The 21,842-nt window shown below is 68.2% G+C and carries 17 protein-coding genes; 7 read left to right on the top strand and 10 right to left on the bottom strand.

Translation table 11 applies throughout. The features are described from left to right. Nucleotides 1-103 precede the first annotated feature (103 nt). Nucleotides 104-856, bottom strand: a complete 753-nt coding sequence (locus tag ACN22W_RS13515) for a class I SAM-dependent methyltransferase (RefSeq protein ID WP_419684859.1) — start codon at nucleotides 854-856, stop codon at nucleotides 104-106. Between the two features lie 212 nt (nucleotides 857-1,068). Here ACN22W_RS13515 and ACN22W_RS13520 point away from each other — a divergent pair, with 212 nt between their 5' ends. From ACN22W_RS13520 to ACN22W_RS13530, 3 genes are all read left to right on the top strand, one after another. After that, the gene (locus ACN22W_RS13520; protein WP_129512718.1) at nucleotides 1,069-1,878 is read left to right on the top strand and encodes a helix-turn-helix transcriptional regulator; all 810 of its coding nucleotides are present in this window, start codon (nucleotides 1,069-1,071) and stop codon (nucleotides 1,876-1,878) included. A 137-nt stretch (nucleotides 1,879-2,015) separates the two neighbouring features. After that, on the top strand, nucleotides 2,016-3,425 hold the full coding sequence (gene argH, locus ACN22W_RS13525) for an argininosuccinate lyase (protein WP_047898756.1): 1,410 nt from the start codon (nucleotides 2,016-2,018) through the stop codon (nucleotides 3,423-3,425). Nucleotides 3,426-3,519: 94 nt separating this feature from the next. Continuing rightward, the gene (locus tag ACN22W_RS13530; RefSeq protein WP_419684863.1) at nucleotides 3,520-4,203 is read left to right on the top strand and encodes an HAD family hydrolase; all 684 of its coding nucleotides are present in this window, start codon (nucleotides 3,520-3,522) and stop codon (nucleotides 4,201-4,203) included. Between the two features lie 86 nt (nucleotides 4,204-4,289). Here the strand turns inward: ACN22W_RS13530 and ACN22W_RS13535 are convergent, their stop codons facing one another. The 5 genes from ACN22W_RS13535 to apbC form a co-directional block, all read right to left on the bottom strand. Next, the gene (locus tag ACN22W_RS13535; RefSeq protein WP_419684865.1) at nucleotides 4,290-5,120 is read right to left on the bottom strand and encodes a lysozyme inhibitor LprI family protein; all 831 of its coding nucleotides are present in this window, start codon (nucleotides 5,118-5,120) and stop codon (nucleotides 4,290-4,292) included. Next, nucleotides 5,120-7,399, bottom strand: a complete 2,280-nt coding sequence (locus ACN22W_RS13540) for an arginine/lysine/ornithine decarboxylase (RefSeq protein ID WP_006497175.1) — start codon at nucleotides 7,397-7,399, stop codon at nucleotides 5,120-5,122. The genes ACN22W_RS13535 and ACN22W_RS13540 overlap by 1 nt, the downstream gene beginning before the upstream one ends. An 81-nt stretch (nucleotides 7,400-7,480) precedes the next feature. Continuing rightward, nucleotides 7,481-8,050: a dCTP deaminase gene (dcd, locus tag ACN22W_RS13545; protein ID WP_047898759.1), complete on the bottom strand. Its 570-nt coding sequence runs from the start codon at nucleotides 8,048-8,050 to the stop codon at nucleotides 7,481-7,483. Between the two features lie 112 nt (nucleotides 8,051-8,162). After that, nucleotides 8,163-8,699 (bottom strand): superoxide dismutase [Cu-Zn], encoded by a 537-nt coding sequence (sodC, locus tag ACN22W_RS13550; RefSeq protein WP_129512721.1) that lies wholly within the window; start codon nucleotides 8,697-8,699, stop codon nucleotides 8,163-8,165. A 133-nt stretch (nucleotides 8,700-8,832) separates the two neighbouring features. After that, entirely contained in the window at nucleotides 8,833-9,924 is a 1,092-nt protein-coding gene (apbC, locus tag ACN22W_RS13555) for an iron-sulfur cluster carrier protein ApbC (protein WP_419684868.1), read from the bottom strand. Nucleotides 9,925-9,933: 9 nt separating this feature from the next. On the opposite strand from apbC, the gene ACN22W_RS13560 reads away from it, so the two are divergent. The 3 genes from ACN22W_RS13560 (at nucleotide 9,934) to metG (ending at nucleotide 13,446) form a co-directional block, all read left to right on the top strand. Next, complete coding sequence (locus ACN22W_RS13560) at nucleotides 9,934-10,089, top strand: hypothetical protein (RefSeq protein WP_164991964.1); 156 nt, start codon at nucleotides 9,934-9,936, stop codon at nucleotides 10,087-10,089. Between the two features lie 183 nt (nucleotides 10,090-10,272). Next, on the top strand, nucleotides 10,273-10,917 hold the full coding sequence (locus ACN22W_RS13565) for an OmpA family protein (protein ID WP_129512723.1): 645 nt from the start codon (nucleotides 10,273-10,275) through the stop codon (nucleotides 10,915-10,917). Nucleotides 10,918-11,292: 375 nt separating this feature from the next. Then, on the top strand, nucleotides 11,293-13,446 hold the full coding sequence (gene metG / locus ACN22W_RS13570; protein ID WP_419684872.1) for a methionine--tRNA ligase: 2,154 nt from the start codon (nucleotides 11,293-11,295) through the stop codon (nucleotides 13,444-13,446). Nucleotides 13,447-13,525: 79 nt separating this feature from the next. On the opposite strand, the gene ACN22W_RS13575 is transcribed toward metG, so the two are convergent. The 4 genes from ACN22W_RS13575 to ACN22W_RS13590 form a co-directional block, all read right to left on the bottom strand. After that, nucleotides 13,526-14,542: a methyltransferase gene (locus ACN22W_RS13575; protein WP_419684874.1), complete on the bottom strand. Its 1,017-nt coding sequence runs from the start codon at nucleotides 14,540-14,542 to the stop codon at nucleotides 13,526-13,528. Next, entirely contained in the window at nucleotides 14,539-15,261 is a 723-nt protein-coding gene (locus ACN22W_RS13580; RefSeq protein WP_419684876.1) for a hypothetical protein, read from the bottom strand. The genes ACN22W_RS13575 and ACN22W_RS13580 overlap by 4 nt, the downstream gene beginning before the upstream one ends. A 269-nt stretch (nucleotides 15,262-15,530) precedes the next feature. Continuing rightward, the gene (locus ACN22W_RS13585; protein WP_419684878.1) at nucleotides 15,531-19,559 is read right to left on the bottom strand and encodes a translocation/assembly module TamB domain-containing protein; all 4,029 of its coding nucleotides are present in this window, start codon (nucleotides 19,557-19,559) and stop codon (nucleotides 15,531-15,533) included. 28 nt (nucleotides 19,560-19,587) lie between these two features. Beyond that, nucleotides 19,588-21,402, bottom strand: a complete 1,815-nt coding sequence (locus tag ACN22W_RS13590) for an autotransporter assembly complex protein TamA (RefSeq protein WP_419684881.1) — start codon at nucleotides 21,400-21,402, stop codon at nucleotides 19,588-19,590. A 250-nt stretch (nucleotides 21,403-21,652) separates the two neighbouring features. On the opposite strand from ACN22W_RS13590, the gene ACN22W_RS13595 reads away from it, so the two are divergent. Then, nucleotides 21,653-21,841 carry a DUF3460 family protein gene (locus tag ACN22W_RS13595; RefSeq protein ID WP_129512729.1) on the top strand — a complete coding sequence of 63 codons (189 nt, stop codon included), beginning with the start codon at nucleotides 21,653-21,655 and terminating at the stop codon, nucleotides 21,839-21,841. Nucleotide 21,842 lies beyond the last annotated feature (1 nt).

A 21,842-nucleotide genomic window follows, 5' to 3' on the forward strand; every position in this document is an offset into this window, starting at 1 on the left:
CCGGCCGGCATCGCGAAAGCCGCGATACGCCACCGTGCCCACGGTGCGTATCGCGGCTTTTTTCATCGGACGGCGAAAAGCGCCGGCGAGCCGCGCCGCGCGGTCAGCGCGCGTCGATCAGGAGCGCGTCGTGCTCGAACGAACCGTCGGGCTGCACCGCGTAATAACCGCGCACCTCGTCGGGCGCATGCGCCCACAGCGCGCGAATGCCGGCGACGCTGTCGGCCGGCGTGCGGATGCGCGCGACCCATGTATCGAAATCGATCGGCAACCGCCAGCGGCTGTGCACCTGTGCGTCGAAGCCCGCGTCGCGGAACATCCCGAGCCACTCGTCGGCGCGGTAATCGCGCACGTGCGATGCGTCGCGCAGTACTTCCGCGGCCTGCAGGTACGTGTCGAGCAACGGATGATCGTTGCCCGCGATGTCGATCATCAGCACGCGGCCGCCCGGTTTCAGCACGCGGCGCACCTCGACGAGCGCCGCGCGCATGTCGTGCCAGTGGTGCGCGCTCATCCGGCTCACGACCCAGTCGAACGTCGCGGTGTCGAACGGCAGCCGTTCGGCCGGGCCCTGCTGCGTGCGGATGTTCGCGAGCCCGCGCTCGCGCGCGGCCGCGTCGACGGTCGCGAGCATCGGCGCGGCGAGATCGTATGCGACCACGTCGCGCACGTGCGGCGCGACCGCGAAGCTCGCGTGACCGGCACCGCAGCCGAGATCGAGCACCGCGGCGTCGGGCGTCGCGCGCACCGCGTCGGCGAGCGTCTGCAGGTCGGCACCCGTCGCGTGGACCGTGCTCGTCAGATAGGCGGCGGCCGTCGTGCCGAATGCGTCGGCGACCTGGTCGTGGTGTTTCATCGTTCGCTCCTTTGCGCAGTGGAACGGAGTTGACGCTTTGGTGCGCCGCTCCAGCCCCATGCTCGCGTTTTGTGGGACGCCCGCTGCCTGTCAGCGCGCGAGCCGCTACAATAGGCCTGCGTTTGTACCAGTACAAGTTAAGCAGTTATTCTGGTATTCGATACACCTGTCTGACTATTGCCGCGTCCTCGCTTCTACTTCGCCGTTTCCGCATGAACCACCCGTCCTCCGCCCCCGTCCCGCCGCTCGACGCCACGCCCGCCCGCGCGCTCGGCGAATTCATCCGTGCCCATCGCGAGCGGCTGTCGCCGCAGGCCGTCGGCCTGCCGCCCGGCCCGCGCCGCCGCACGCCGGGGCTGCGGCGCGAGGAAGTCGCGCAACTGTGCGGCGTCAGCCCGACCTGGTACACGTGGATCGAACAGGGCCGCCCCGTGTCGGCGTCGGCCGACGCGCTCGCGCGGATCGCCGTCGCGCTGCAACTGTCGAAGGCCGAGCGCGCGTACCTGTTCGAGCTGGCCGCGCAGCGCGACCCGGCCGAGCCGGACGTCGCGGGCGGCGACCTGCCGCCGACGCTCGCCGCGACCGTCGCGGCGATCGCGACGCCCGCGTACGTGCTCGACCGCCAATGGAACGCGCTCGCGTGGAACGCGCCGGCCGCCGCGCTGTTTTCCGGCTGGCTCGACGGCGAGCACGACCGCAACCTGCTGCGCTTCACGTTCATGTCGCCGGCCGCGCGCACGCTGATCGTCGACTGGGAAACCCGCGCGCGGCGGCTCGCGGCCGAATTCCGCGCCGATTCGATCCGTCACCTGGCCGATGCGCCGACGCGCGCGCTGATCGACGCGCTGACCGCCGGCAGCGACGCGTTCGCGCAATACTGGGCGTCGCAGGACGTGTTCGAGCGCGAAGGCGGCCTGCGCGAATTCGACCATCCGGCCGACGGCCGCCTCGTGTACCAGCAGATCACGCTGAAGCCCGCGCACCGCGAGGACTTGAAGCTGGTCGTGCTCGTGCGCGACTGAGCGGGCCGGGCCACGCCGGCAACGCCCGGCGGGCCGCCGCGAACGGCTGCGCGCGTCAGCGGGCAGGCCTGCGAATGTTAGAATCGCGGGATTCCCTCGGCGGCGCACGCCGCCCAACTCCCCTTCGAAGAATCGCCATGACGTCCCAACTGCACAAAAAGGGCGAGGCCTGGTCGGCCCGCTTCTCGGAACCGATGTCGGAGCTGGTCAAGCGCTACACGTCGTCGGTGTTTTTCGACAAGCGCCTTGCGCTCGTCGACATCGCCGGCTCGCTCGCGCACGCGAACATGCTCGCCGCGCAGAAGATCATCAGCGCCGACGACCTGGCGGCGATCGAACGCGGGATGGCGCAGATCAAGGGCGAGATCGAGCGCGGCGAATTCGAATGGCAGCTCGACCTCGAAGACGTCCACCTGAACATCGAGGCGCGCCTGACCGCGCTGATCGGCGATGCCGGCAAGCGCCTGCACACGGGCCGCTCGCGCAACGACCAGGTCGCGACCGACATCCGCCTGTGGCTGCGCGGCGAGATCGACCGCATCGGCGGCCTGCTGAACGACCTGCGCGGCGCGCTGCTCGACCTCGCGGAACAGAATGCCGACACGATCATGCCGGGCTTCACGCACCTGCAGGTCGCGCAACCCGTCACGTTCGGCCACCACCTGCTCGCGTACGTCGAGATGTTCTCGCGCGACGCGGAGCGCATGCGCGACTGCCGCACCCGCGTGAACCGCCTGCCGCTCGGCGCGGCCGCGCTCGCGGGCACGAGCTACCCGATCGACCGTCATGCGGTCGCGAAGACGCTCGGCTTCGACGGCATCTGCGCGAACTCGCTCGACGCGGTATCCGATCGCGACTTCGCGATCGAATTCACCGCGGCATCCGCGCTCGTGATGACGCACGTATCGCGTTTCTCCGAAGAACTCGTGCTGTGGATGAGCCCGCGCGTCGGCTTCATCGACATCGCCGACCGCTTCTGCACCGGCAGCTCGATCATGCCGCAGAAGAAGAACCCGGACGTGCCCGAGCTCGCACGCGGCAAGACGGGCCGCGTGAACGGCCACCTGATGGCGCTCCTCACGCTGATGAAGGGCCAGCCGCTCGCGTACAACAAGGACAACCAGGAAGACAAGGAACCGCTGTTCGACACGGTCGACACGGTCGCCGACACGCTGCGGATCTTCGCCGAAATGGTCGCGGGCATCACCGTGAAGCCGGACGCGATGCGCGCGGCCGCGCTGCAGGGCTTCTCGACCGCCACCGACCTCGCCGACTACCTCGTGAAGCGCGGCCTGCCGTTCCGCGACGCGCACGAAGCCGTCGCGCACGCGGTGAAGATCTGTGACGACCGCGGCATCGACTTGGCCGACCTGACGCTCGACGAGATGAAGCAGGAACTGCCGAACGTCGCGCACCTGATTGGCGACGACGTGTTCGGCTACCTGACGCTCGAGGGTTCGGTCGCCAGCCGCAACCACCCGGGCGGCACCGCACCCGACCAGGTGCGCGCGGCGGTCAAGGCGGCCCGCGCCGCGCTCGGCCAGTAAGCCCGCTGTTCCGGACGGACGCCTTCGGCGTCCGTTTTTCATTCGGGCGGCCATCGCGCCGCCCCTCGCCTTCCCTGCTTCCCGGATGCCGCCGATGACCTTTTCCGCCGCGCTCTTCGACATGGACGGCCTGCTCGTCGATTCCGAGCGGACCATCATGAACACGTGGATCGACGTGTCGAATGCGCACGGTGTCGTGCTCACCACCACCGACTACCTGCAGATCGTCGGCCGCTCGTTCGCCGAAGGCCAGGTCATCCTCGCGCGGCTGATCGGCAACCCCGATACGTTCGACGCAGTGCGCACCCGCGTGCGCGAACAGCTCGCGGCGCCCGAACCGCATCCGAAGTTTCCGCTGAAGCCCGGCGCGGTCGCGCTACTCGAAACGCTGGCACAGGCGGGCATTCCGTGCGCGGTCGCGTCATCGTCCGCGTGCGACGTGATCCGTACGCGGCTCGACGCGGTCGGCGTGCTGCCGTTCTTTCGCGCGATCGCGGGCGGCGACGAAGTCACGCGCGGCAAGCCCGACCCGGCCGTCTACCGGCTCGCGGCCGAACGCCTCGGCGTGCCGGCACACGCTTGCGTCGCGTTCGAAGACAGCGACTTCGGCGCGCAATCGGCCGCCGGCGCCGGCGCGTCGGTCGTCACCGTGCCCGACCTGAAGGCACCGACGCCCGAAATCGTCGCGCTGAGCCTGCACGTGCTCGCCTCGCTCGACGATGCGGTCGCGCTCGTGCCGTCGTGGTTCGGCCGGCACGGCACGCAACAGCCTGCGTAGGCCGCACGCCACCAAGCCAAATGCAAACGGGCACCCGAGGGTGCCCGTTTTGTTGTGTCGCCCAACGACCGGCGTCGCGATGGCGCTTATTTGTTGCCGGCCGTCTCCGACAGCCGCTTCATCGTCGCGATGCGCGCGCCGATCAGGTCGACGCGCCCGTCCTCGCCGACGAGCGGCGCGGTCGCATCGCGGAACGCGATCCACGCGCGCTGCGCGCGCACGAGCGTCGCGGCCGAATGCGCGGGCATCTTGCGGCGCAGCTTCTGGTAATAGCGGTTCAGGTCGAACAGCGCGTGTTCGCACGCGGCATCCTGTTCGCACGGCCGCACGCGGCGCACGGCCGGGTCGCGCGGCGCGTTCGCCGGCTTGCCGTTCGGCTTGGCCGCGCTCTGGGGCGCGTCCTGAACCGCGCTCGCACCGCCCTGCACGCCGCTCGTGGCCGCGACCGGTACGGCGGCGGGCGGCGGCGCGTAGCGATCGGCTGCGCCGCGCAGCGCAAGCGCGCGGTCGCGCACGGGCTGCAACTGCAAGTCGGCGCTCGACATCGCGTACGCGGTGCCGCGCGTCGTGTCGTACACGGCCTTCAGCAGATGTACTTCGTCCTTGCGCCACGTGAGCCAATGACGCTGGCTGTCCTGCCAGCCGCGCTTCGCGTCGACCGGCGCATCCTTCAACAGGCGCTGGTAGGCGCCGTCCATCACTGCCTGCCACTGCTGCTGCGCTTCGCCCATGCACTGGATCTGGCCGGCCGTCGACGAACGGTCGCGCCGCGCGAGGCATTGCCGCATCGCGACGTCGATCGGGTCGGCCGCGGCGACTTCCGCATGCGCGACACCCGGCCCCACCGACCCTGCCGCCCAGACGACAAGCGCGGCCAGCGCCGCGCGCATCGCCCGGAATCGTCCGTGCGTCGCCATCAGTCGCGCACGCAGTCGACGAAGTACTCGACGCGGCCGTTCACCTCTTCCGCGACGAGGCCGTGGATGTCGGTGTGGAAGCCCGGGAAACGCTCGTTGAAGTCGCGCGCGAACCGCAGGTAGTTCACGATCGTCTTGTTGAAGCGCTCGCCCGGAATCAGCAGCGGGATGCCCGGCGGGTACGGCGTGAGCAGGATGCTCGTCACGCGGCCTTCGAGCTCGTCGAGCGGCACGCGGTCGATCTTGCGGTGCGCGAGCTTCGCGAACGCGTCCGACGGCTTCATCGCCGGTTCCATGTCCGACAGGTACATCTCCGTCGTCAAGCGCGCGATGTCGTTCGCGCGGTACACGTCGTGGATCTGCGTGCACAGGTCGCGCAGGCCGACCCGCTCGTAGCGCGGATGCTGCGCGACGAATTCCGGCAGCACGCGCCACAGCGGCTGGTTGTTGTCGTAGTCGTCCTTGAACTGCTGCAGCTCGGTCACCATCGAGTTCCAGCGGCCCTTCGTGATGCCAATCGTGAACATGATGAAGAACGAGTACAGGCCGGTCTTCTCGACGATGATCCCGTGCTCGGCCAGGTACTTCGTGACGATCGCGGCCGGAATGCCCGTCTCGCCGAACTCGCCGTCGACGTCGAGCCCCGGCGTGATGATCGTCGCCTTGATCGGGTCGAGCATGTTGAAGCCTTCCGCGAGCGGGCCGAAGCCGTGCCAGTGGTCGTTCGGCTTCAGCATCCAGTCTTCGCGCGACCCGATGCCCTCTTCCGACAGGTTGTCCGGGCCCCACACGCTGAAGAACCAGTCGTCGCCGTATTCGGCGTCGACCTTGCGCATCGCGCGACGGAAATCGATCGCCTCGGCGATCGATTCCTCGACGAGCGCGGTGCCGCCCGGCGGCTCCATCATCGCGGCCGCGACGTCGCACGACGCGATGATCGCGTACTGCGGGCTCGTCGACGTGTGCATCAGGTACGCCTCGTTGAAGCGGTGCTTGTCGAACGTGCGGTTCTCCGAATCCTGCACGACGATCTGCGACGCCTGCGAGATGCCGGCGAGCAGCTTGTGCGTCGAGTGCGTCGCGAACACGAGCGCGCCCGTGCGCGGACGGCCGTCGCCGATCGCGTGCATGTCGCGGTAGAAGTCGTGGAACGTCGCATGCGGCAGCCACGCTTCGTCGAAGTGCAGCGTATCCAGCAGGTCGCCGAGCAGGTCCTTGATCATCTCGACGTTGTAGACGACGCCGTCGTACGTGCTCTGCGTGATCGTCAGGATCCGCGGCTTCATGTCCGGGTTCTCGCGCAGCGCCTCGCGCGCGAACGGGTTCGCCTCGATCTTCTTGCGGATGTTTTCCGGCTTGAATTCGTCGCGCGGGATCGGCCCGATGATGCCGAAATGGTTGCGCGTCGGCGTGAGGAACACCGGAATCGCGCCCGTCATCGTGATCGCATGCAGGATCGACTTGTGGCAGTTGCGGTCGACCAGCACGATGTCGCCCGGCGCGACTGTCGCGTGCCAGACGATCTTGTTCGACGTCGACGTGCCGTTGGTCACGAAGAACAGGTGGTCGGCGCTGAAGATGCGCGCCGCATTGCGCTCGGACGCGGCAACCGGGCCCGTGTGGTCGAGCAGCTGGCCGAGTTCGTCCACCGCGTTGCAGACGTCCGCGCGCAGCATGTTCTCGCCGAAGAACTGGTGGAACATCTGGCCGAGCGGGTTCTTCAGGAACGCGACGCCGCCCGAGTGGCCCGGGCAGTGCCACGAGTACGAGCCTTCGTCCGCGTACTTGACGAGTTCCTTGAAGAACGGCGGCGCGAGCGAGTCGAGATAGACCTTCGCCTCGCGGATGATGTGGCGCGCGACGAACTCCGGCGTGTCCTCGAACATGTGGATGAAGCCGTGCAGCTCACGCAGGATGTCGTTCGGCAGATGGCGCGACGTGCGCGTCTCGCCGTACAGGAAGATCGGGATGTCCGCGTTGCGGCGGCGCACTTCGGTGACGAACGCGCGCAGCTCGATGATCGCGGTCGCGAGCTCCGGCAGTTCGCCGTCCGGGCCGGTCTCGCCGAGCATGAGTTCGTCGTCGTCGATCGACAGGATGAAACACGACGCGCGGCTCGACTGCTGCGCGAACGACGTCAGATCGCCGTAGCTCGTGAGGCCGAGGACTTCGACGCCCTCCTTCTCGATCGCTTCGGCCAACGCCCGGATGCCGGAGCCCGAGATGTTCTCGGAGCGGAAATCTTCGTCGATGATGACGACGGGAAAACGAAACTTCATGGGCGATTCTCCAAAAAGAACGACCGCGGCGCGTCACGCGCAGCGGTCACCCGGAAACTGGTGAGACGTTATGCAACCAGATCAGGTTTTCGGCAGCGTGACACCGCGCTGACCCTGATACTTGCCGCCGCGATCGGCATACGACACGTCGCACACTTCGTCGCTCTCGAAGAAGAGCACCTGGGCGACGCCTTCGTTCGCGTAGATCTTCGCGGGCAACGGCGTGGTATTCGAGAATTCCAGCGTGACGTAGCCTTCCCACTCGGGTTCGAACGGCGTCACGTTGACGATGATCCCGCAGCGCGCATAGGTCGACTTGCCGAGGCAGACGGTCAGCACGGTGCGCGGGATGCGGAAATATTCGACGGTGCGGGCCAGCGCGAACGAGTTCGGCGGGATGATGCACACGTCGCCCTTGAAATCGACAAACGAACCCTCGTCGAAGTTCTTCGGATCGACGATCGTCGAGTTGATGTTCGTGAAGATCTTGAATTCGTCCGCGCAGCGGATGTCGTAGCCGTAGCTCGACGTGCCGTAGCTGACGATCCGGCGGCCGTCCGCGGACTCGCGAACCTGATCGGGCATGAACGGCTCGATCATCTTGTGCTCTTCGGCCATGCGCCGAATCCATTTGTCGGACTTGATACTCATATCGGGGCGCCAGGAAACGCTGCGTGACGGGAAACGAAGGCCGCCGGTTCAGGTCGGCGGCCGGGAAAGGCGGACATTTTACGCGATCATCGCGCGGCGCACGCGGCGGCCGTCAACGGATCACGCCGCAAGCGAGCGCGGGCCCCGCGCCATGCTGCGGAAACGCGGGATCGCTCGAGTCGCGGTGCACCAGCGCCGCGCGGTTCATCGCCGAGCGCACGCCATCGAGGGCCAGATCGGGAGCGACGATGAAGCCGGCCGCGACGCCGTTCGCGTCCGCATGGATGTTGCCGAGATCGCCGGCGACGCGGGCACCCGCGCGCAGGCGGTCGGCGGCCGGCGCGAACACCGGGCCGGCGCTCGAGCCGTCGCCCGCGTTGCAATCGCCGCGCTCATGCACCTGCAGCGCGTGATCGCTGTTCGGCGGCAGGCCGACCAGGTTGTAGGTGACCTGGACACCGTCCGGACGCTCGACGAACGTCACCGCGCCGCGCGCCTGCGAGCCGACCGTCGGCTGCAGTTGTGCGTCGGCCCGTTTTTCGTGCGACGAGGAAAAGGAGGTACAGCCGGCCAGCAGGCCCAGCGCGGCGGCGGCCAGCAGCGCGCGCCGCGCGCGGCCGGCGCGCACGCCGTGATGTCGTTGTTTCATTCGATCCTCATGCCGGCTGACGGCCGTTTGATACGACGGCCGCGCCGGGCGGGTAAAGGGACCCGGGCAAAGTCGCCATGATACCGCGCCTCGCGGCGCCGTAAACAGCCTGAGGCCCCGCCCCGCAAGGGTTTTACGTATTTTGAACAACGATCGTCGGGAACTTCGACGTCATGTCGCGCGCGCGCTCGGCAATCGCCAGCGCGACCCCGCGCGCGATGTCGCGGTAACGACGTGCCAGCGCGCCGTCCGGCTCGGCCGCGACCGTCGGCGTGCCGCTGTCGGCCCGCTCGCGAATCGCGATGTCGAGCGGCAGGCTGCCGAGCACGGTCACATCGTAGTCCTTCGCCATCCGCTCGGCCCCGCCGGCGCCGAAGATGTGCTCCTCGTGGCCGCAGTTCGAGCAGATGTGGATGCTCATGTTCTCGACGATGCCGAGGATCGGAATCCCGACCTTCTCGAACATCTTCAAGCCCTTCTTCGCGTCGAGCAGCGCGATGTCCTGCGGCGTCGTGACGATCACCGCGCCGGTGACGGGCACGCGCTGCGCGAGCGTGAGCTGGATGTCGCCCGTGCCGGGCGGCATGTCGACGATCAGGTAGTCGAGCTCGTGCCAGTTGGTCTGGCGCAGCAGCTGCTCGAGCGCGGAGGTCGCCATCGGGCCGCGCCACACCATCGGGTTGTCTTCCTCGATCAGGAAGCCGATCGAGTTCGCCTGCAGCCCGTGGCCGACGAGCGGGTTCATCGACTGGTTGTCGGGCGACTCGGGGCGCTGGCCGTGAATGCCGAGCATCGTCGGCAGCGACGGGCCGTAGATGTCGGCGTCGAGGATGCCGACCGACGCGCCTTCCGCGGCGAGCGCGAGCGCGAGGTTCACGGCCGTCGTGCTCTTGCCGACGCCGCCCTTGCCCGACGCGACCGCGACGATGTTCTTCACGTTCGGCAGCAGCTTCACGCCGCGCTGCACCGTGTGCGCAACGATCTCCTGCGACACGGCGACGCGTGCGTCGCGCACGCCGGGCACGGCCTGAAGCGCCGCGACGATGCGCGCGCGCACGTCGTCGTGCTGGCTGCGCGCCGGGTAGCCGAGCACCACGTCGAGCGCCACGACGTCGCCGTCGATCGCGACGTTGCGCACGCCCTTGCTCGCCGCATACGGGCGGCCGGTATTGGGGTCGACGACTGCCGCCAGCGCGGCGTCGACTTGTGCCCGGTCAATGCTCATCGAAACTCCATGAAAACGTTTTTCTCGCGCGCAAACGTCAAAAAATATCAAATTACGCTGCGAAAATCGGGAAAAGTGAAAGAATCTGTTGCACGCCATTGCGCGAACGCGCGACCCGGCGCAATCTTCGCCTGCGGCATGCTATGGGGCCAAATCGGCCACTAACCGCCTATATTGTAGAGGCTGACGCGTCACGCTGTCCGAACAGCCACGCTGACGGACAGGGCAAGCGGCCGCCTCGGCGGCTGCCGCGAGCGCTGGCCGGCCCGCCTTTTCCGGGCGGCCCGCGCGGGGAGCCGTAACTGTTGTTGTCGTTGTCGACTCGTTCAACCAAGAGAGGAATCCAAGATGAACATGAAAATCGCGACTCGCCTGTCCGTCTTCGCTCTGGCCGGTGCAGTGCTGGCCGGCTGCGCATCGCCGCAAGGCACCAACACGGCCGTCGGTACCGGCACGGGTGCGGCGCTGGGCGCAGGCATCGGCGCGCTGGCGGGCGGCGGCAAGGGCGCGGCGATCGGCGCGGGCGTCGGCGCACTGGTCGGCGGCGTGACGGGCTACAACTGGCAAGCGATCAAGAACAAGCTCGCGCCGTCGGCAGCCCAGACGGGCACGCAGGTGACCGAGCAGCCGGACGGCTCGCTGAAGCTGAACGTGCCGAGCGCGGTGACGTTCGCGACGAACCAGTACGCGATCACGCCGGCCTTCACGCCGCTGCTGAACGACCTGGCGACGACGCTGAACCAGAACCCGCAAGTGACGGCATCGATCGTCGGCTACACGGACAGCACGGGCTCGGCACAGCTGAACCAGACGCTGTCGCAGAACCGCGCGCAAAGCGTCGTGAACGCACTCGCGCAGCGCGGCGTCAACGGCGGCCGTCTGTCGGCGCAAGGCATGGGCGCATCGAACCCGATCGCGGACAACGCGACCGAAGCCGGCCGCGCACAGAACCGCCGCGTCGAAATCTACCTGCGCGCAGCGCAGGCGCAGTAAGCGCACGGCGAGGAGAACGCGCGGGCACGCCGGCCGCGCAGCCCCGCCGGACAAGGCGTCCGCCGGGGCCGGTAACGAATCGAAAAAAATTTCGAACTTCCGTCGCAGCCCGTGGTCAGTATTTACGGTACGCGGCTGGTGTTGCCGGCGCGTCACCATTCTCCTCTTGTCGTTGTTGCTCCGGGGCCGTATCCGCCCCGGTTTTTTTTGCCCGCGAAATTCGTGTTGCATCGCAACACAACACCGTCGGGCATGCCGTTCGAGCGGCCCCATCCCTTCCGGCGCCCGGTCGCGGCGCCTGCCGGCCTCGCTGGCCCGCGCCCCTGCTAGAATCGCACTTTCCCGTCGTTTTTCCGCTGTTCCTCTACAGACCCTATGTCCGCATCCGACCTCACTTCCGTGCAGGCTGCGGCGCCGCAAGGCAGCCGCCAGATCCTCGTTACGTCCGCACTGCCCTATGCCAACGGGCAGATCCACATCGGCCACCTGGTCGAGTACATCCAGACCGACATCTGGGTGCGGGCGCTGCGAATGCACGGCCATGAGGTCTACTACATCGGCGCCGACGATACGCACGGCACGCCGATCATGCTGCGCGCGGAGAAGGAAGGCCTGACGCCGAAGCAGCTGATCGACCGCGTGTGGACCGAGCACAAGCGCGACTTCGACAGCTTCGGCGTGTCGTTCGACAACTTCTACTCGACCGATTCGGACGAGAACCGCGTGCTGAGCGAGAAGATCTACCTCGCGTTGCAGGAAGCCGGCCTGATCGCCGAACGCGAAATCGAGCAGGCGTACGACCCGGTCAAGGAAATGTTCCTGCCGGATCGCTTCATCAAGGGCGAGTGCCCGAAGTGCCACGCGAAGGACCAGTACGGCGACAACTGCGAAGTGTGCGGCTCGACCTACCTGCCGACCGAACTGCTGAACCCGTATTCGGTCGTGTCGGGCGCGACGCCGGTGCGCAAGAAGTCGAAGCACTACTTCTTCCGCCTGTCCGACCCGCGCTGCGAGTCGTTCCTGCGCGAATGGGTCAGCGGCCTCGCGCAGCCCGAAGCGACCAACAAGATGCGCGAATGGCTCGGCGACGCCGGCGAGGCCAAGCTCGCCGACTGGGACATCTCGCGTGACGCACCGTATTTCGGCTTCGAGATCCCGGGCGCGCCCGGCAAGTATTTCTACGTGTGGCTCGACGCGCCGGTCGGTTACTACGCGAGCTTCAAGAACCTGTGCGACCGCAACGGCATCGACTTCGATGCATGGATCCGCCCGGGCTCGAAGACCGAGCAGTATCACTTCATCGGCAAGGACATTCTCTACTTCCACACGCTGTTCTGGCCTGCGATGCTCGAGTTCTCGGGCCACCGCACGCCGACCAACGTGTTCGCGCACGGCTTCCTGACGGTCGACGGCGCGAAGATGTCGAAGTCGCGCGGCACGTTCATCACCGCGCAGAGCTACATCGACACGGGCCTGAACCCCGAATGGCTGCGCTACTACTTCGCGGCGAAGCTGAACGCGACGATGGAAGATCTCGACCTGAACCTCGACGACTTCCAGGCGCGCGTGAACAGCGACCTCGTCGGCAAGTACGTGAACATCGCGAGCCGCGCGGCGGGCTTCCTGATCAAGCGCTTCGAAGGCCGCGTGCAGGACAGCGCGATGAACCATCCGCTCGTCGCGAAGCTGCGCGATGCCATTCCGCAGATCGCCGCGAACTATGAAGCGCGCGAATACGGCCGCGCGCTGCGCCACACGATGGAGCTCGCGGACGAAGTGAATGCGTACGTCGACGGCGCGAAGCCGTGGGATCTCGCGAAGGATCCGGCCAATGCGGTCGCGCTGCACGAAACCTGCAGCGTGAGCCTCGAGGCGTTCCGCCTGCTGTCGCTCGCGCTGAAGCCGGTGATGCCGCGCGTCGCCGAATCCGTCGAGGCATTCTTCGGGATCGCGCCGCTCGTGTGGGCCGATGCGGCGAACCCGCTGTCTTCGGAACAGCCGATCAAGGCGTACCAGCACCTGATGACGCGCGTCGACGCGAAGCAGATCGAAGCGCTGCTCGCCGCGAACCGCGATTCGCTGCAGGCCGAGGCAACCGGTGCGGCCGCCGCAAGTGCGAACGCCGCAAAGGACGCGAAGAACGCCAAGGCGAACGCGAAGCCGGCCGTCGTGAACGGCGCCGACGACGCCCCCATCTCGATCGACGATTTCGCGAAGATCGACCTGCGCATCGCGAAGATCGTCGCGTGCCAGGCCGTCGAAGGCTCGGACAAGCTGCTGCAGCTCACGCTCGACGTCGGCGAGGAAAAGACCCGCAACGTGTTCTCGGGCATCAAGTCCGCGTACCAGCCCGAGCAGCTCGTCGGCAAGCTGACGGTGATGGTCGCGAACCTCGCGCCGCGCAAGATGAAGTTCGGCCTGTCGGAAGGGATGGTGCTCGCCGCGTCGGCCACCGACGAGAAGGCCGAGCCGGGCCTCTACATCCTCGAGCCGCACAGCGGCGCGAAGCCCGGCATGCGCGTGAAGTAACGCGAACGCACCGCCGCCTGCGCAAAGCCCCGCACGATGCGTGCGGGGCTTTTTTATGCGCGCGGCCTCACGCACATCGTCACGGCTTCAGGCCCGTGACGAGACTGTGATCGCCGAAACTCGGCACGGTCTCGATCGAAACGAAACCCGCATCCGCGAGCAGCGCTTCGAGTTCACGCGCCGAGTACTGCTCGCCCTGCGTCCACCCGAGCATCATCAGGCTGTATGCGGGCGCGGCGAGCGGGCCGCTCTTGTCGTCGCGATAGAGCACTTCGTGCAGCACGATGCGCCCGCCCGGCGGCATGGCGTCGAAACTCTTGCGCGCGAGAAACGCATTACGCTCGGCCGGCCAGTCGTGAAAGATGTTCGAATAGAAATGCAGGTCGGCGTCGGGAAACGGATCGCGCCACATGTCGCCCGCATGCAGCGCGACACGCCCCTGCCACTGCGGCCCGCCAACGAACTGCGCGGCCAGTTCGCACCCCGTCGGCAGATCGAACAGCGTCGCGCGCAACGCGGGCCACGCGGCCAGCGCGCCCTTGATGTGCGCACCGGAGCCGCCGCCGATGTCGAGCATGTGCCGATGCGCGCCGAGATCGATGCGCGTCGGCCACACCGGCGCATGCGATGCGCTCAGGCTCTCCATCGCGCGCATGAAGCGCATGCCGAGTTCGGTCTGCTGCTCATGGGAGCGGAAGATGTCCGCGTCGCCATACGCGCGCGGCGCGTCGCGCCGCAACGCGGCCTCGAGCCCCGCCACCGAGAACGTATCGGCGTTGTCGTACATCAGATCCCAGAACGCGCCGAAGTACGTCGGACTCCGTTCGAGCAGCAGGTCCTCGCCCAGCGACGTCAGCGCATAACGATCGGCTTCGCGCCGAGCGAAGCCCAGCGCGACCGCGAGATTCGCCAGCGCCTCGGTCGGCCGGCGCGCGAGCCCGAGCGCGTCGCCGAGTGCCGCAACGGTCGCCGGCCCGTCACCGAGACGACGAAAAAGGCCGAGCCGATGCGCGATCAGCATCGCGGGCCCGACGAACAGACCGCGCGCGATATCGTACGCGGCGCGGTCGTCGTGACGCGGCGACACGGCGCTCATGACATGCTCCGCACGGCCTGCACGGCATCGGGCCTGACGGCGGCCACATCGATCTGCCGCGCGGCTTCGTACGTCCACGCGGTGAAGGCGCGAAACACGCGATCGACGAGCGCGATGCAGCGCGTGCGGCGGTCGCTGTCCAGCGCGATCGATACGAGTTCCGCGTGCTCGCCGTTCTGCAGATGGCCCGACTCGAGCGCGAAATGAAACGCACCGAGGTAACGCAGCTCGCGTCCCGTCTGCGCGCGTACCTGCCCGGCCACGCGCGTCGTGAGCGCGAACAGCACGTTGCCGGTCTCCTCGATCGCTTCGACGACGGCAAGACGCTCGATACCGTCCGCGTCGGCGACGATCGCGCACAGCTCGTACATGAGCAAACGGCTGCGACAGGTTCGCTCGCTCCACAGCATGCGCAGCGCATCGGTCGTCGTTGTCACGTCGTTCCAGCCGAGCGTCTCTACATCCTCGAGAAACCACGGCCAGTGATGGTCGTCCTCGCGCGTATGCGCGTTCACGCGCGCCTGGTGCGCATCGGCCGGCGGTTCCACGCGCAGCACGTAGCGATTCAGGTCACCGAACGCCATCACGAAGAACGCAAAGCCGCGCATGAATTCGAGCCGCACGAGCGGCGGCAGGCGATCGTTTCGCAACCGGTCGAACAACGGAAGATTCTCGTAGTCGCGCCTGTTCCGCCTCACGTGGGCCAGTACCGCTTCCATCGGCGTGCTCCTGCGTGACGCCATCGACGCAGGCGTGACGCAACGGGCGGAGGCTGCCGCGCCCGCCGATCGTATCGCCCCGTGCCCATCGCGTATCGTTGACGAAATCGAAACTCCAGCCCGCATTGCGTCGCGAACCGGCTCCGCGCAGGTCGCGCGAACGAGATCAATCTAGAAGGAATTGATCGAATGTCAAGAAAACCCGTGCAAACCGCACGCAGCTGAAACAATCGGCGCGGGAACGGCATGGGCGCCGCCCGCGCCCGCCGTCACCGTTGCCCGAACCAGCGGTCGAAGCGCCGCGTGTAGTTCAGGTCGACGCCCTGGAACGTGCCGCCGTACGCGGACACCGACCAGAAACGCGACAGGTTGATCGTCGCCTTGAACGCGTTGCTCGCCGACTGCAGGCCCTGCTCGAAGCCGAGCACGAAACGCTCGTTGATCGCCTTCGACACCAGCACGACCTGCGGATCGGTCAGGCCGACTTCGCTGCGGCCGATCGATACTTCGTCGAGACCGAAGGTCTGCGCGACGCGCTTGCCGGTCACGCTGCCGAGCAGCCCGAGCGCCGCCGTCATCGCACCCTGCTGGCCGACGTTGTTGCCCTGGTCGGTGCCGTGCCCGAACAGCAGCCACGACAGCTTTTCGTTGTCCGTGACGTTCGGCTCGGACACCAGCTTGACCGTCAGCGACTGGATCGTGCCCGTCACCTGCACGCCGGCCTCGACCTCCTGGTTGCGCCGCATCGCGAGGATGTTGATGCCCGGGTTCGACACCGGCCCGTTGAACGTGAAGAAGCCGTTCTCGATCGCGAGCTTGCGGCCGAACGACGTGTACGTCGATCCTTCGGTCACGCGTACATTGCCGACCGCGCGCAGCGGCACGCCCGGCGCGCTCATCACGGTGATCGTGCCGCGCAACCCGAGATCCGCGCCATGGCCCTTGAAGCGGAAGTCGTTGCCGAGGCCGATGTCGATGTTCGCGCGCGGCGCGAGCGACGGCGCCGGCTTGTCCGCGGCCGCCTGCGGCTTCGCGACCGCGGTGCCCGTCGGCGTGTCGCCGCGCACCGTGCCGTCCGGCTGCACGATCACGACATCGTCGGACAGGCGCGGCGCAGAGTCCTCCGGCAGGTCGAACAGCGCGCGATCGACGACGAACTTGCCGTCGATCGACAGCGCGCCGCGCGGCCCGTCGTTCGCGACCGTCGCCTTGCCCGACAGCGACAGCTTGCGATCCGGCGCCGCGAACAGTTCGAGCTTGTCCGCGACGATGCTCGCGGTCAGGTCGGGCGCCTCGCCGTCGAGGCGCACGCGGCCGAGCACGCGCAGCGTGCCGTCGCCGCCGTGGAACTCGACCTGCTGGAATTCGACGAGGTTCTCCGCGAGCTTCACGCGCACGATGCCGTCCTTCAGCTGGACGCCCTGGTCGACGAGCGTCGCGGACAGGTCGTCGCCCGTCAGCATCCCCGACAGGTTCGGCTTCGCAGGCGTGCCGGCGACCGTCAGCTTCAGCGCCGCGCGCCCGCCGAGCAGGTAGCTCGGCCCGAACAGGTTGCCAGTCGTCTTCAGCGCCGGGATGTCGGCGTCGACGCGACCCGCCAGCGGACCATCGTCGACGACGCCGAACACGCCGTCGCGCAGCGCGAACGGCACCGTGACATTGGCATCGAGCGTGCCGATCCGGTTCGCCTTCGCGAGCGCCGTCACGTTGAGCCGGTTGCCGGGCGCGAAGCTCGCGCGCGCGGACAGGTCGGTCAGCCCGAGCGACGCGATGCCGCGCCCGCTCTCGATCGTCACGTCGCCGCCGCGGCGCTTCACCTGCACGTAGCCCGTCGCGTTCGCGCCGAGCGAGAAATCCCAGTCGGCGTCGAGCACGACGTCGGTCCGCAGCGGCGGCCGCTGGCCCGTCAGCTCCTGGCGAACCTCGAGGAAACGCGCGACCGACGCGCCGCTCACGGAACCCGCCGAGCGCATCTGGCCGTGATCGAACACGAACGATTTCAGGTCGATCGCCGCGCCTTCGAGCGTGAGCCGCGTCGCGCCGAGCATCACGCGGCCGGCGCCGGCCGACACGGTGAGCGGCGCCTGCAGCGCGATGGCCGGCGTGCCGCGGTTCGCGAGACGCGTGACGGTGCCGTCCCAGCGCATGCCGTCGCGATTCTCCACCACGCCGCCGTTCGCCGCGAGCGTCAGGTCGATCACGCGCCCACCGGCCATCCCGAGCGCCGATGCGTCGAGCGTATGTTTCGCACGCGTGCCGTCGAGGTTCGCGCGCAGCGATTTCAGCTTCAGCGAGCCGAGCGCGATGTCGGTTGCGTCGGCCGTGAACACGAGCGCGCCGTGCGCACCGTCGCGAATATCCGCGCGGCCCTGCGCGGCGCCGATCCGGTTCGATCCGACGACGACGTGCTCGGCCTTGTAGGTGCCCGTCACGTTCGGATGCGCGAAGCTGCCGGTCAGGTCGCCCTGCGCCTGCACGAGCCCTTCCACGCCGAAGCCGAGCCGGTCGAGTTGCGGCGCGTCGACGACGAAGCGCAGCCGGTCGCCGGGCGCGCCGAAGCTGCCGCGCAGGTCGACGTGGTTGCCCGCGATCGACAGGTTCGCGTTGCTCGGCAGGATCCGCGAGCCGGCGAGCTGCACGACACCGGCACCGGTCAGCGGCACACCGTCGTACAGGCTGTCGCCGAGCTTGAAGGTCGCCTTCGTCGACACCTGCGGCGCAAACGCGCCCGATGCCGTCAGCGTGCCCGACACGCGCGTCTCGCCGCGCGTGGCCGGCGCCTTGGCCGCCTTGCCGCCGGCCTTCGGCGCGCTCATCGCGGCGAGCAGCAGCGGATCGAATGCGGTCAGCGTCGCCTTCGCGTCGTAGCTCGAATGCGCGTCGTGGCGGAACACGCCCGTCAGGTCGATACGGCCCTTGCCCGCGGTCACGCGCGCGTCGGTCAGCACGGTCTGCTGCGGCGTCAGCGCGACCTTCGCGCGCGCGCCGAGCGCGAGCTTCGGGTCGTTCAGGTTGAAATCGACGGTCGTCACGTCACTCGCGAGCGTCACGCCGAGCGGACCGCCCAGGCGCATCGGCCGCAGCTCGGCGACGAATGCGTTCAGGTCGAGGTTCGCGGTCTTCAGGTCGAAGCGACCCTTGCCACCCGTCAGCGTGCCGCTGCCGGTCACGCTGCCGTCGCGGATCAGTTTCAGCGCGAGATCGTCGATCCGCTGCGCGTGCGCGTCGAGATGCACGGTCGCGCGCGCGTCGATCACCGGCAGCAGATGATCGCCGAGCGTGCCGGGCTTCGCGTTGACGATCGACACCGGGCCCGTCACCGCGAACCCCTTCGCGGGTGCGGTGCCGGCCGGTGCCGTGACGGGCGCGAGTTCCGCGCGCACCGCGAGATCGGCGCCCGGCGCGCCGGGCGCGAGCGCCTGCGGGTTCACGTGATCGAATGCGAGCGACGCGCGCGTGAGCGGCACCGTGCCGAACGGCGCGGCCTCGACGTGCGCGCGCCCGTTCAGCTTCATCCCGCTCGCATCGACGTCGGCGACGAGCGCCTCGAGCGAGCCCGATACGCGGGCCCGCGCATCGACCGGCTCGTCGGACAGCTTGCCCGCGTAGGTCGCTTCACCGGTCAGCGCGAACGGCTTCACGCCGTCGAGCTTCGCGCGGGCGGTCAGCGCGCCGAACGGCGTATCGACGCCGTCGAGCACGAGTTCATGGTGACGGCCGTCGCTGCGGCCGTTCAGCGCGAGGTGGTCGAGCTGCGTCGTCGAACCGCCGTCGTGGATCGCGAGGTGATCGACACGCAGGTCATCGATCCGCAACTGCAGCGGCAGGCTCAGGTCCTGCGGCGTCGTGCTCGGCGTCGACGGCCCCGGCGCGATCCGCACGTCGATCGTGCCGGCACGCAGATAGGCGATCGACAGCCGCCACGGCGCGCGGGTCAGTGCCCAGCGGCCGTCGATCCGGTCGATGCGGATTTCGGTGCCGGTGCCGTCGGGGCTCGTCCACGCGAACCCGCGCAACCGCACGCCGGTCGCAAGCGAGCCGCCTTCGAGCGTGCCCGCGAGCCGCGCACCGAGCACGCGCTCGGCCGCTTGCCACGCGAGCCGCGTGCCGCGCTCGGTCGTCACCGCGGCCAGCACGAGCCCGGCCGCCAGCACGACGAGCAGCACGACCGTCGCGAGCGTCCACGCGACGACGCGCACGGCGCGCCCGCGGCGCGGCGCACGCGGCGGCGTGTCGGGCGCGCCGTCGGGCGAGTCCGGATCGTGAGGCGGCGGCGTGTCGTTCGGGTCCTTCGTCATGCGGTTGGTCGTCGATGAAGCGGTACGGTCAGAAAGCGATGCCGAGCGTCAGGTACGGGCGCACGCTATGGTTGCGCAACCCGTATGCGATGTCGACGTTGATCGGGCCGACGGGGCTGCGCCAGCGCGCGCCGATGCCGACGCCCGGGTAGAACACCTTCTCGCCCCACGCATCGGTCGCGGTGCCGATGTCGAAGAACGTCGCGGCGCCCCAGTCGCGGTTGAACCAGTGCTGGTATTCGGCGGTGCCCGTCACCAGGTACTTGGTCGGCAGCACGGAGCCGTCGACGCTGTTGCCGATGCTCTGGTAACCGTAGCCGCGCACCGAGTTCGAGCCGCCCGCGCGAAACAGCAGCGACGCCGGCACGCCGGACGAGCTGCCGCTCGTGAACACGCCGCCGAGCTCCGCGCGGAACACGAACAGGTCGCGCTTGCCGATCGGCAGGTATTGCTGGCCGCGCGCGTAACCGCGGATGAAGGTCTGGTCGGTCAGCGCGCCCTTGACCGCGAAGCCGGCCTCCGCGTGGATCAGGTTGCCCGAACGCGGAAACAGCGGATCGTCGACGTTGCGGCGCGTCCACGCCCATTGCGGCACGAGCGCGTGGCTCGTGGTCGGCCCCGCGCCGTTCTGGTCGAGCCGGTCCTGGTAGAACATCAGCGAATACGAATAGTCGATGAACTGCCCGGTGCGCGTGCGCTGCGCGCCGACCCGCGCGCTGTAGATGCGCGTGTCCGACACATTGGTATTCGTATAGGACGCGAGCACGCTGTTGGTCCAGCCCTTCTCGCCCGGCGGCATCGACAGCTGGACCTGACCGTATTGCTGGATCTGGTCGAGCCGGCCCGACACGGTCAGCGGCCACGCGGCGCCGAACGTGTCGAGATACGTATAGGAGCCCTGCACATGCGGCCCGGTATCGGTTGCGAAGCCGACACCGCCGCGGATGTTGTTGTACGGGAACTCGCTGACCTTCACGTGCACGGGCGTGAGCGCGGGCTTCGCCGTATCGTCGCCGACGTCGATCGCGACGCTCGCGTAGTACGGCGTGTTCTGCAACTGCCGCTGCAGTTCGGTGATCCGCTGCACGTCGTAGATCTCGCCTTCCGACAGCGGATTGACGTTCGTGACGATCTTCTCCGGATAACGGCGCACGCCGTCGACGTCGACCTTGCCGATCGTAAACGTCGGGCCGCTGTCGAACGTGACCGCGAGCGTCGCACGCTGCGTGCGCGGGTCGATGCGCGCCTCGGACGACGCGATCTTCGCGCCGAGATAACGACGCGACTGCAGTTGCTTGAGCGCCGCGCCCTTCGCGCCGTCCCAGTCGGACTGCGTGAACGGGTCGCCGGGCTTCATCGAGAACGCGAAACGGGTCGCGGCCTCCTGCTTCGGATCCTCGGTGTCGATGGGCCCCTTGAACGTCAGGTCGACCGTCGACACGACGGTCTGCGGCCCCGGATCGACCGCGATGCGCACGTCGCGCTTGCCGTTGCGCGTGCGCACGTCGGTGCGCACGACCGGCGAGAAATAACCGGCCGTCGCGGTCAGGTCGCGCACCTGTTGCGGCGTGGCGGTCACGAGGAAGTCGAACTGGTCGTCGCTGATGTCGTCGCGCTTCGCGAAGCGCGCGATATCGAGATGCGACTTGAGCAGCTTGCGGACCGAACGCGGCGCGTCGATGTCGACGTCGTACTTCGCGAGGGCCGGCAGCGCGAAAAACGCGGCGACGCAACCCGCGAAGGTTACCCGCGCGACGCGGGCCGCGGCGCCGGCGCGGTTGCGTTCCGTGCGCGTGCCCGTGTCATGTGCCGTGTGTGCTTGCTGGTTCGACTGCCCCGCCAAATATGACCTCGCCCTCGGTTGTCACGGTTTCGTGGAAACCCCGTATTTGACCACAGGGCAGCAGCCATGCCCGCACGGGCGCTGCTTTGACGCTTACGCGCAACGGCGCGCGCACGGCCCGCCCGCGCACCGCAAGCGCCGGCCCGCGGATTCGACGCGCGATTGGCGCCGGCTGTTCCCCGCGATGCGGTAAAATCCCGCCATTGCGAATCCGGCGCATCGTGCGCCGCCTGAAACGGAAAATCCAGCCATGCCGTACCAGTCCGACGTCACGCAGTTCCTGAACCAGCTCAAGCAGCAGAAGCCGACGCTCGAGGAAGAGCAGCGCCAGGGCCGTTCCCTGCTGTGGGACAAGCAGCCGATCGACCTCGAAGAGCGCGCCGACCAGCAGGAATCGGGCGTGAAGCAAACGTCGTACGTCTACTACCAGAACTTCTGAC

This window comes from Burkholderia theae, from assembly GCF_048565265.1.
In the GTDB taxonomy this organism is placed as follows: Bacteria; Pseudomonadota; Gammaproteobacteria; order Burkholderiales; family Burkholderiaceae; genus Burkholderia; species Burkholderia theae.

Bases quoted from the DNA above. Each gene is read 5' to 3' on its own strand.
- ACN22W_RS13515 (WP_419684859.1), bottom strand. From the start codon at position 856: ATGAAACACCACGACCAGGTCGCCGACGCATTCGGCACGACGGCCGCC.
- ACN22W_RS13520 (WP_129512718.1), top strand. From the start codon at position 1,069: ATGAACCACCCGTCCTCCGCCCCCGTCCCGCCGCTCGACGCCACGCCC.
- argH (WP_047898756.1), top strand. From the start codon at position 2,016: ATGACGTCCCAACTGCACAAAAAGGGCGAGGCCTGGTCGGCCCGCTTC.
- ACN22W_RS13530 (WP_419684863.1), top strand. From the start codon at position 3,520: ATGACCTTTTCCGCCGCGCTCTTCGACATGGACGGCCTGCTCGTCGAT.
- ACN22W_RS13535 (WP_419684865.1), bottom strand. From the start codon at position 5,120: ATGGCGACGCACGGACGATTCCGGGCGATGCGCGCGGCGCTGGCCGCG.
- ACN22W_RS13540 (WP_006497175.1), bottom strand. From the start codon at position 7,399: ATGAAGTTTCGTTTTCCCGTCGTCATCATCGACGAAGATTTCCGCTCC.
- dcd (WP_047898759.1), bottom strand. From the start codon at position 8,050: ATGAGTATCAAGTCCGACAAATGGATTCGGCGCATGGCCGAAGAGCAC.
- sodC (WP_129512721.1), bottom strand. From the start codon at position 8,699: ATGAAACAACGACATCACGGCGTGCGCGCCGGCCGCGCGCGGCGCGCG.
- apbC (WP_419684868.1), bottom strand. From the start codon at position 9,924: ATGAGCATTGACCGGGCACAAGTCGACGCCGCGCTGGCGGCAGTCGTC.
- ACN22W_RS13560 (WP_164991964.1), top strand. From the start codon at position 9,934: ATGAAAACGTTTTTCTCGCGCGCAAACGTCAAAAAATATCAAATTACG.
- ACN22W_RS13565 (WP_129512723.1), top strand. From the start codon at position 10,273: ATGAACATGAAAATCGCGACTCGCCTGTCCGTCTTCGCTCTGGCCGGT.
- metG (WP_419684872.1), top strand. From the start codon at position 11,293: ATGTCCGCATCCGACCTCACTTCCGTGCAGGCTGCGGCGCCGCAAGGC.
- ACN22W_RS13575 (WP_419684874.1), bottom strand. From the start codon at position 14,542: ATGAGCGCCGTGTCGCCGCGTCACGACGACCGCGCCGCGTACGATATC.
- ACN22W_RS13580 (WP_419684876.1), bottom strand. From the start codon at position 15,261: ATGGAAGCGGTACTGGCCCACGTGAGGCGGAACAGGCGCGACTACGAG.
- ACN22W_RS13585 (WP_419684878.1), bottom strand. From the start codon at position 19,559: ATGACGAAGGACCCGAACGACACGCCGCCGCCTCACGATCCGGACTCG.
- ACN22W_RS13595 (WP_129512729.1), top strand. From the start codon at position 21,653: ATGCCGTACCAGTCCGACGTCACGCAGTTCCTGAACCAGCTCAAGCAG.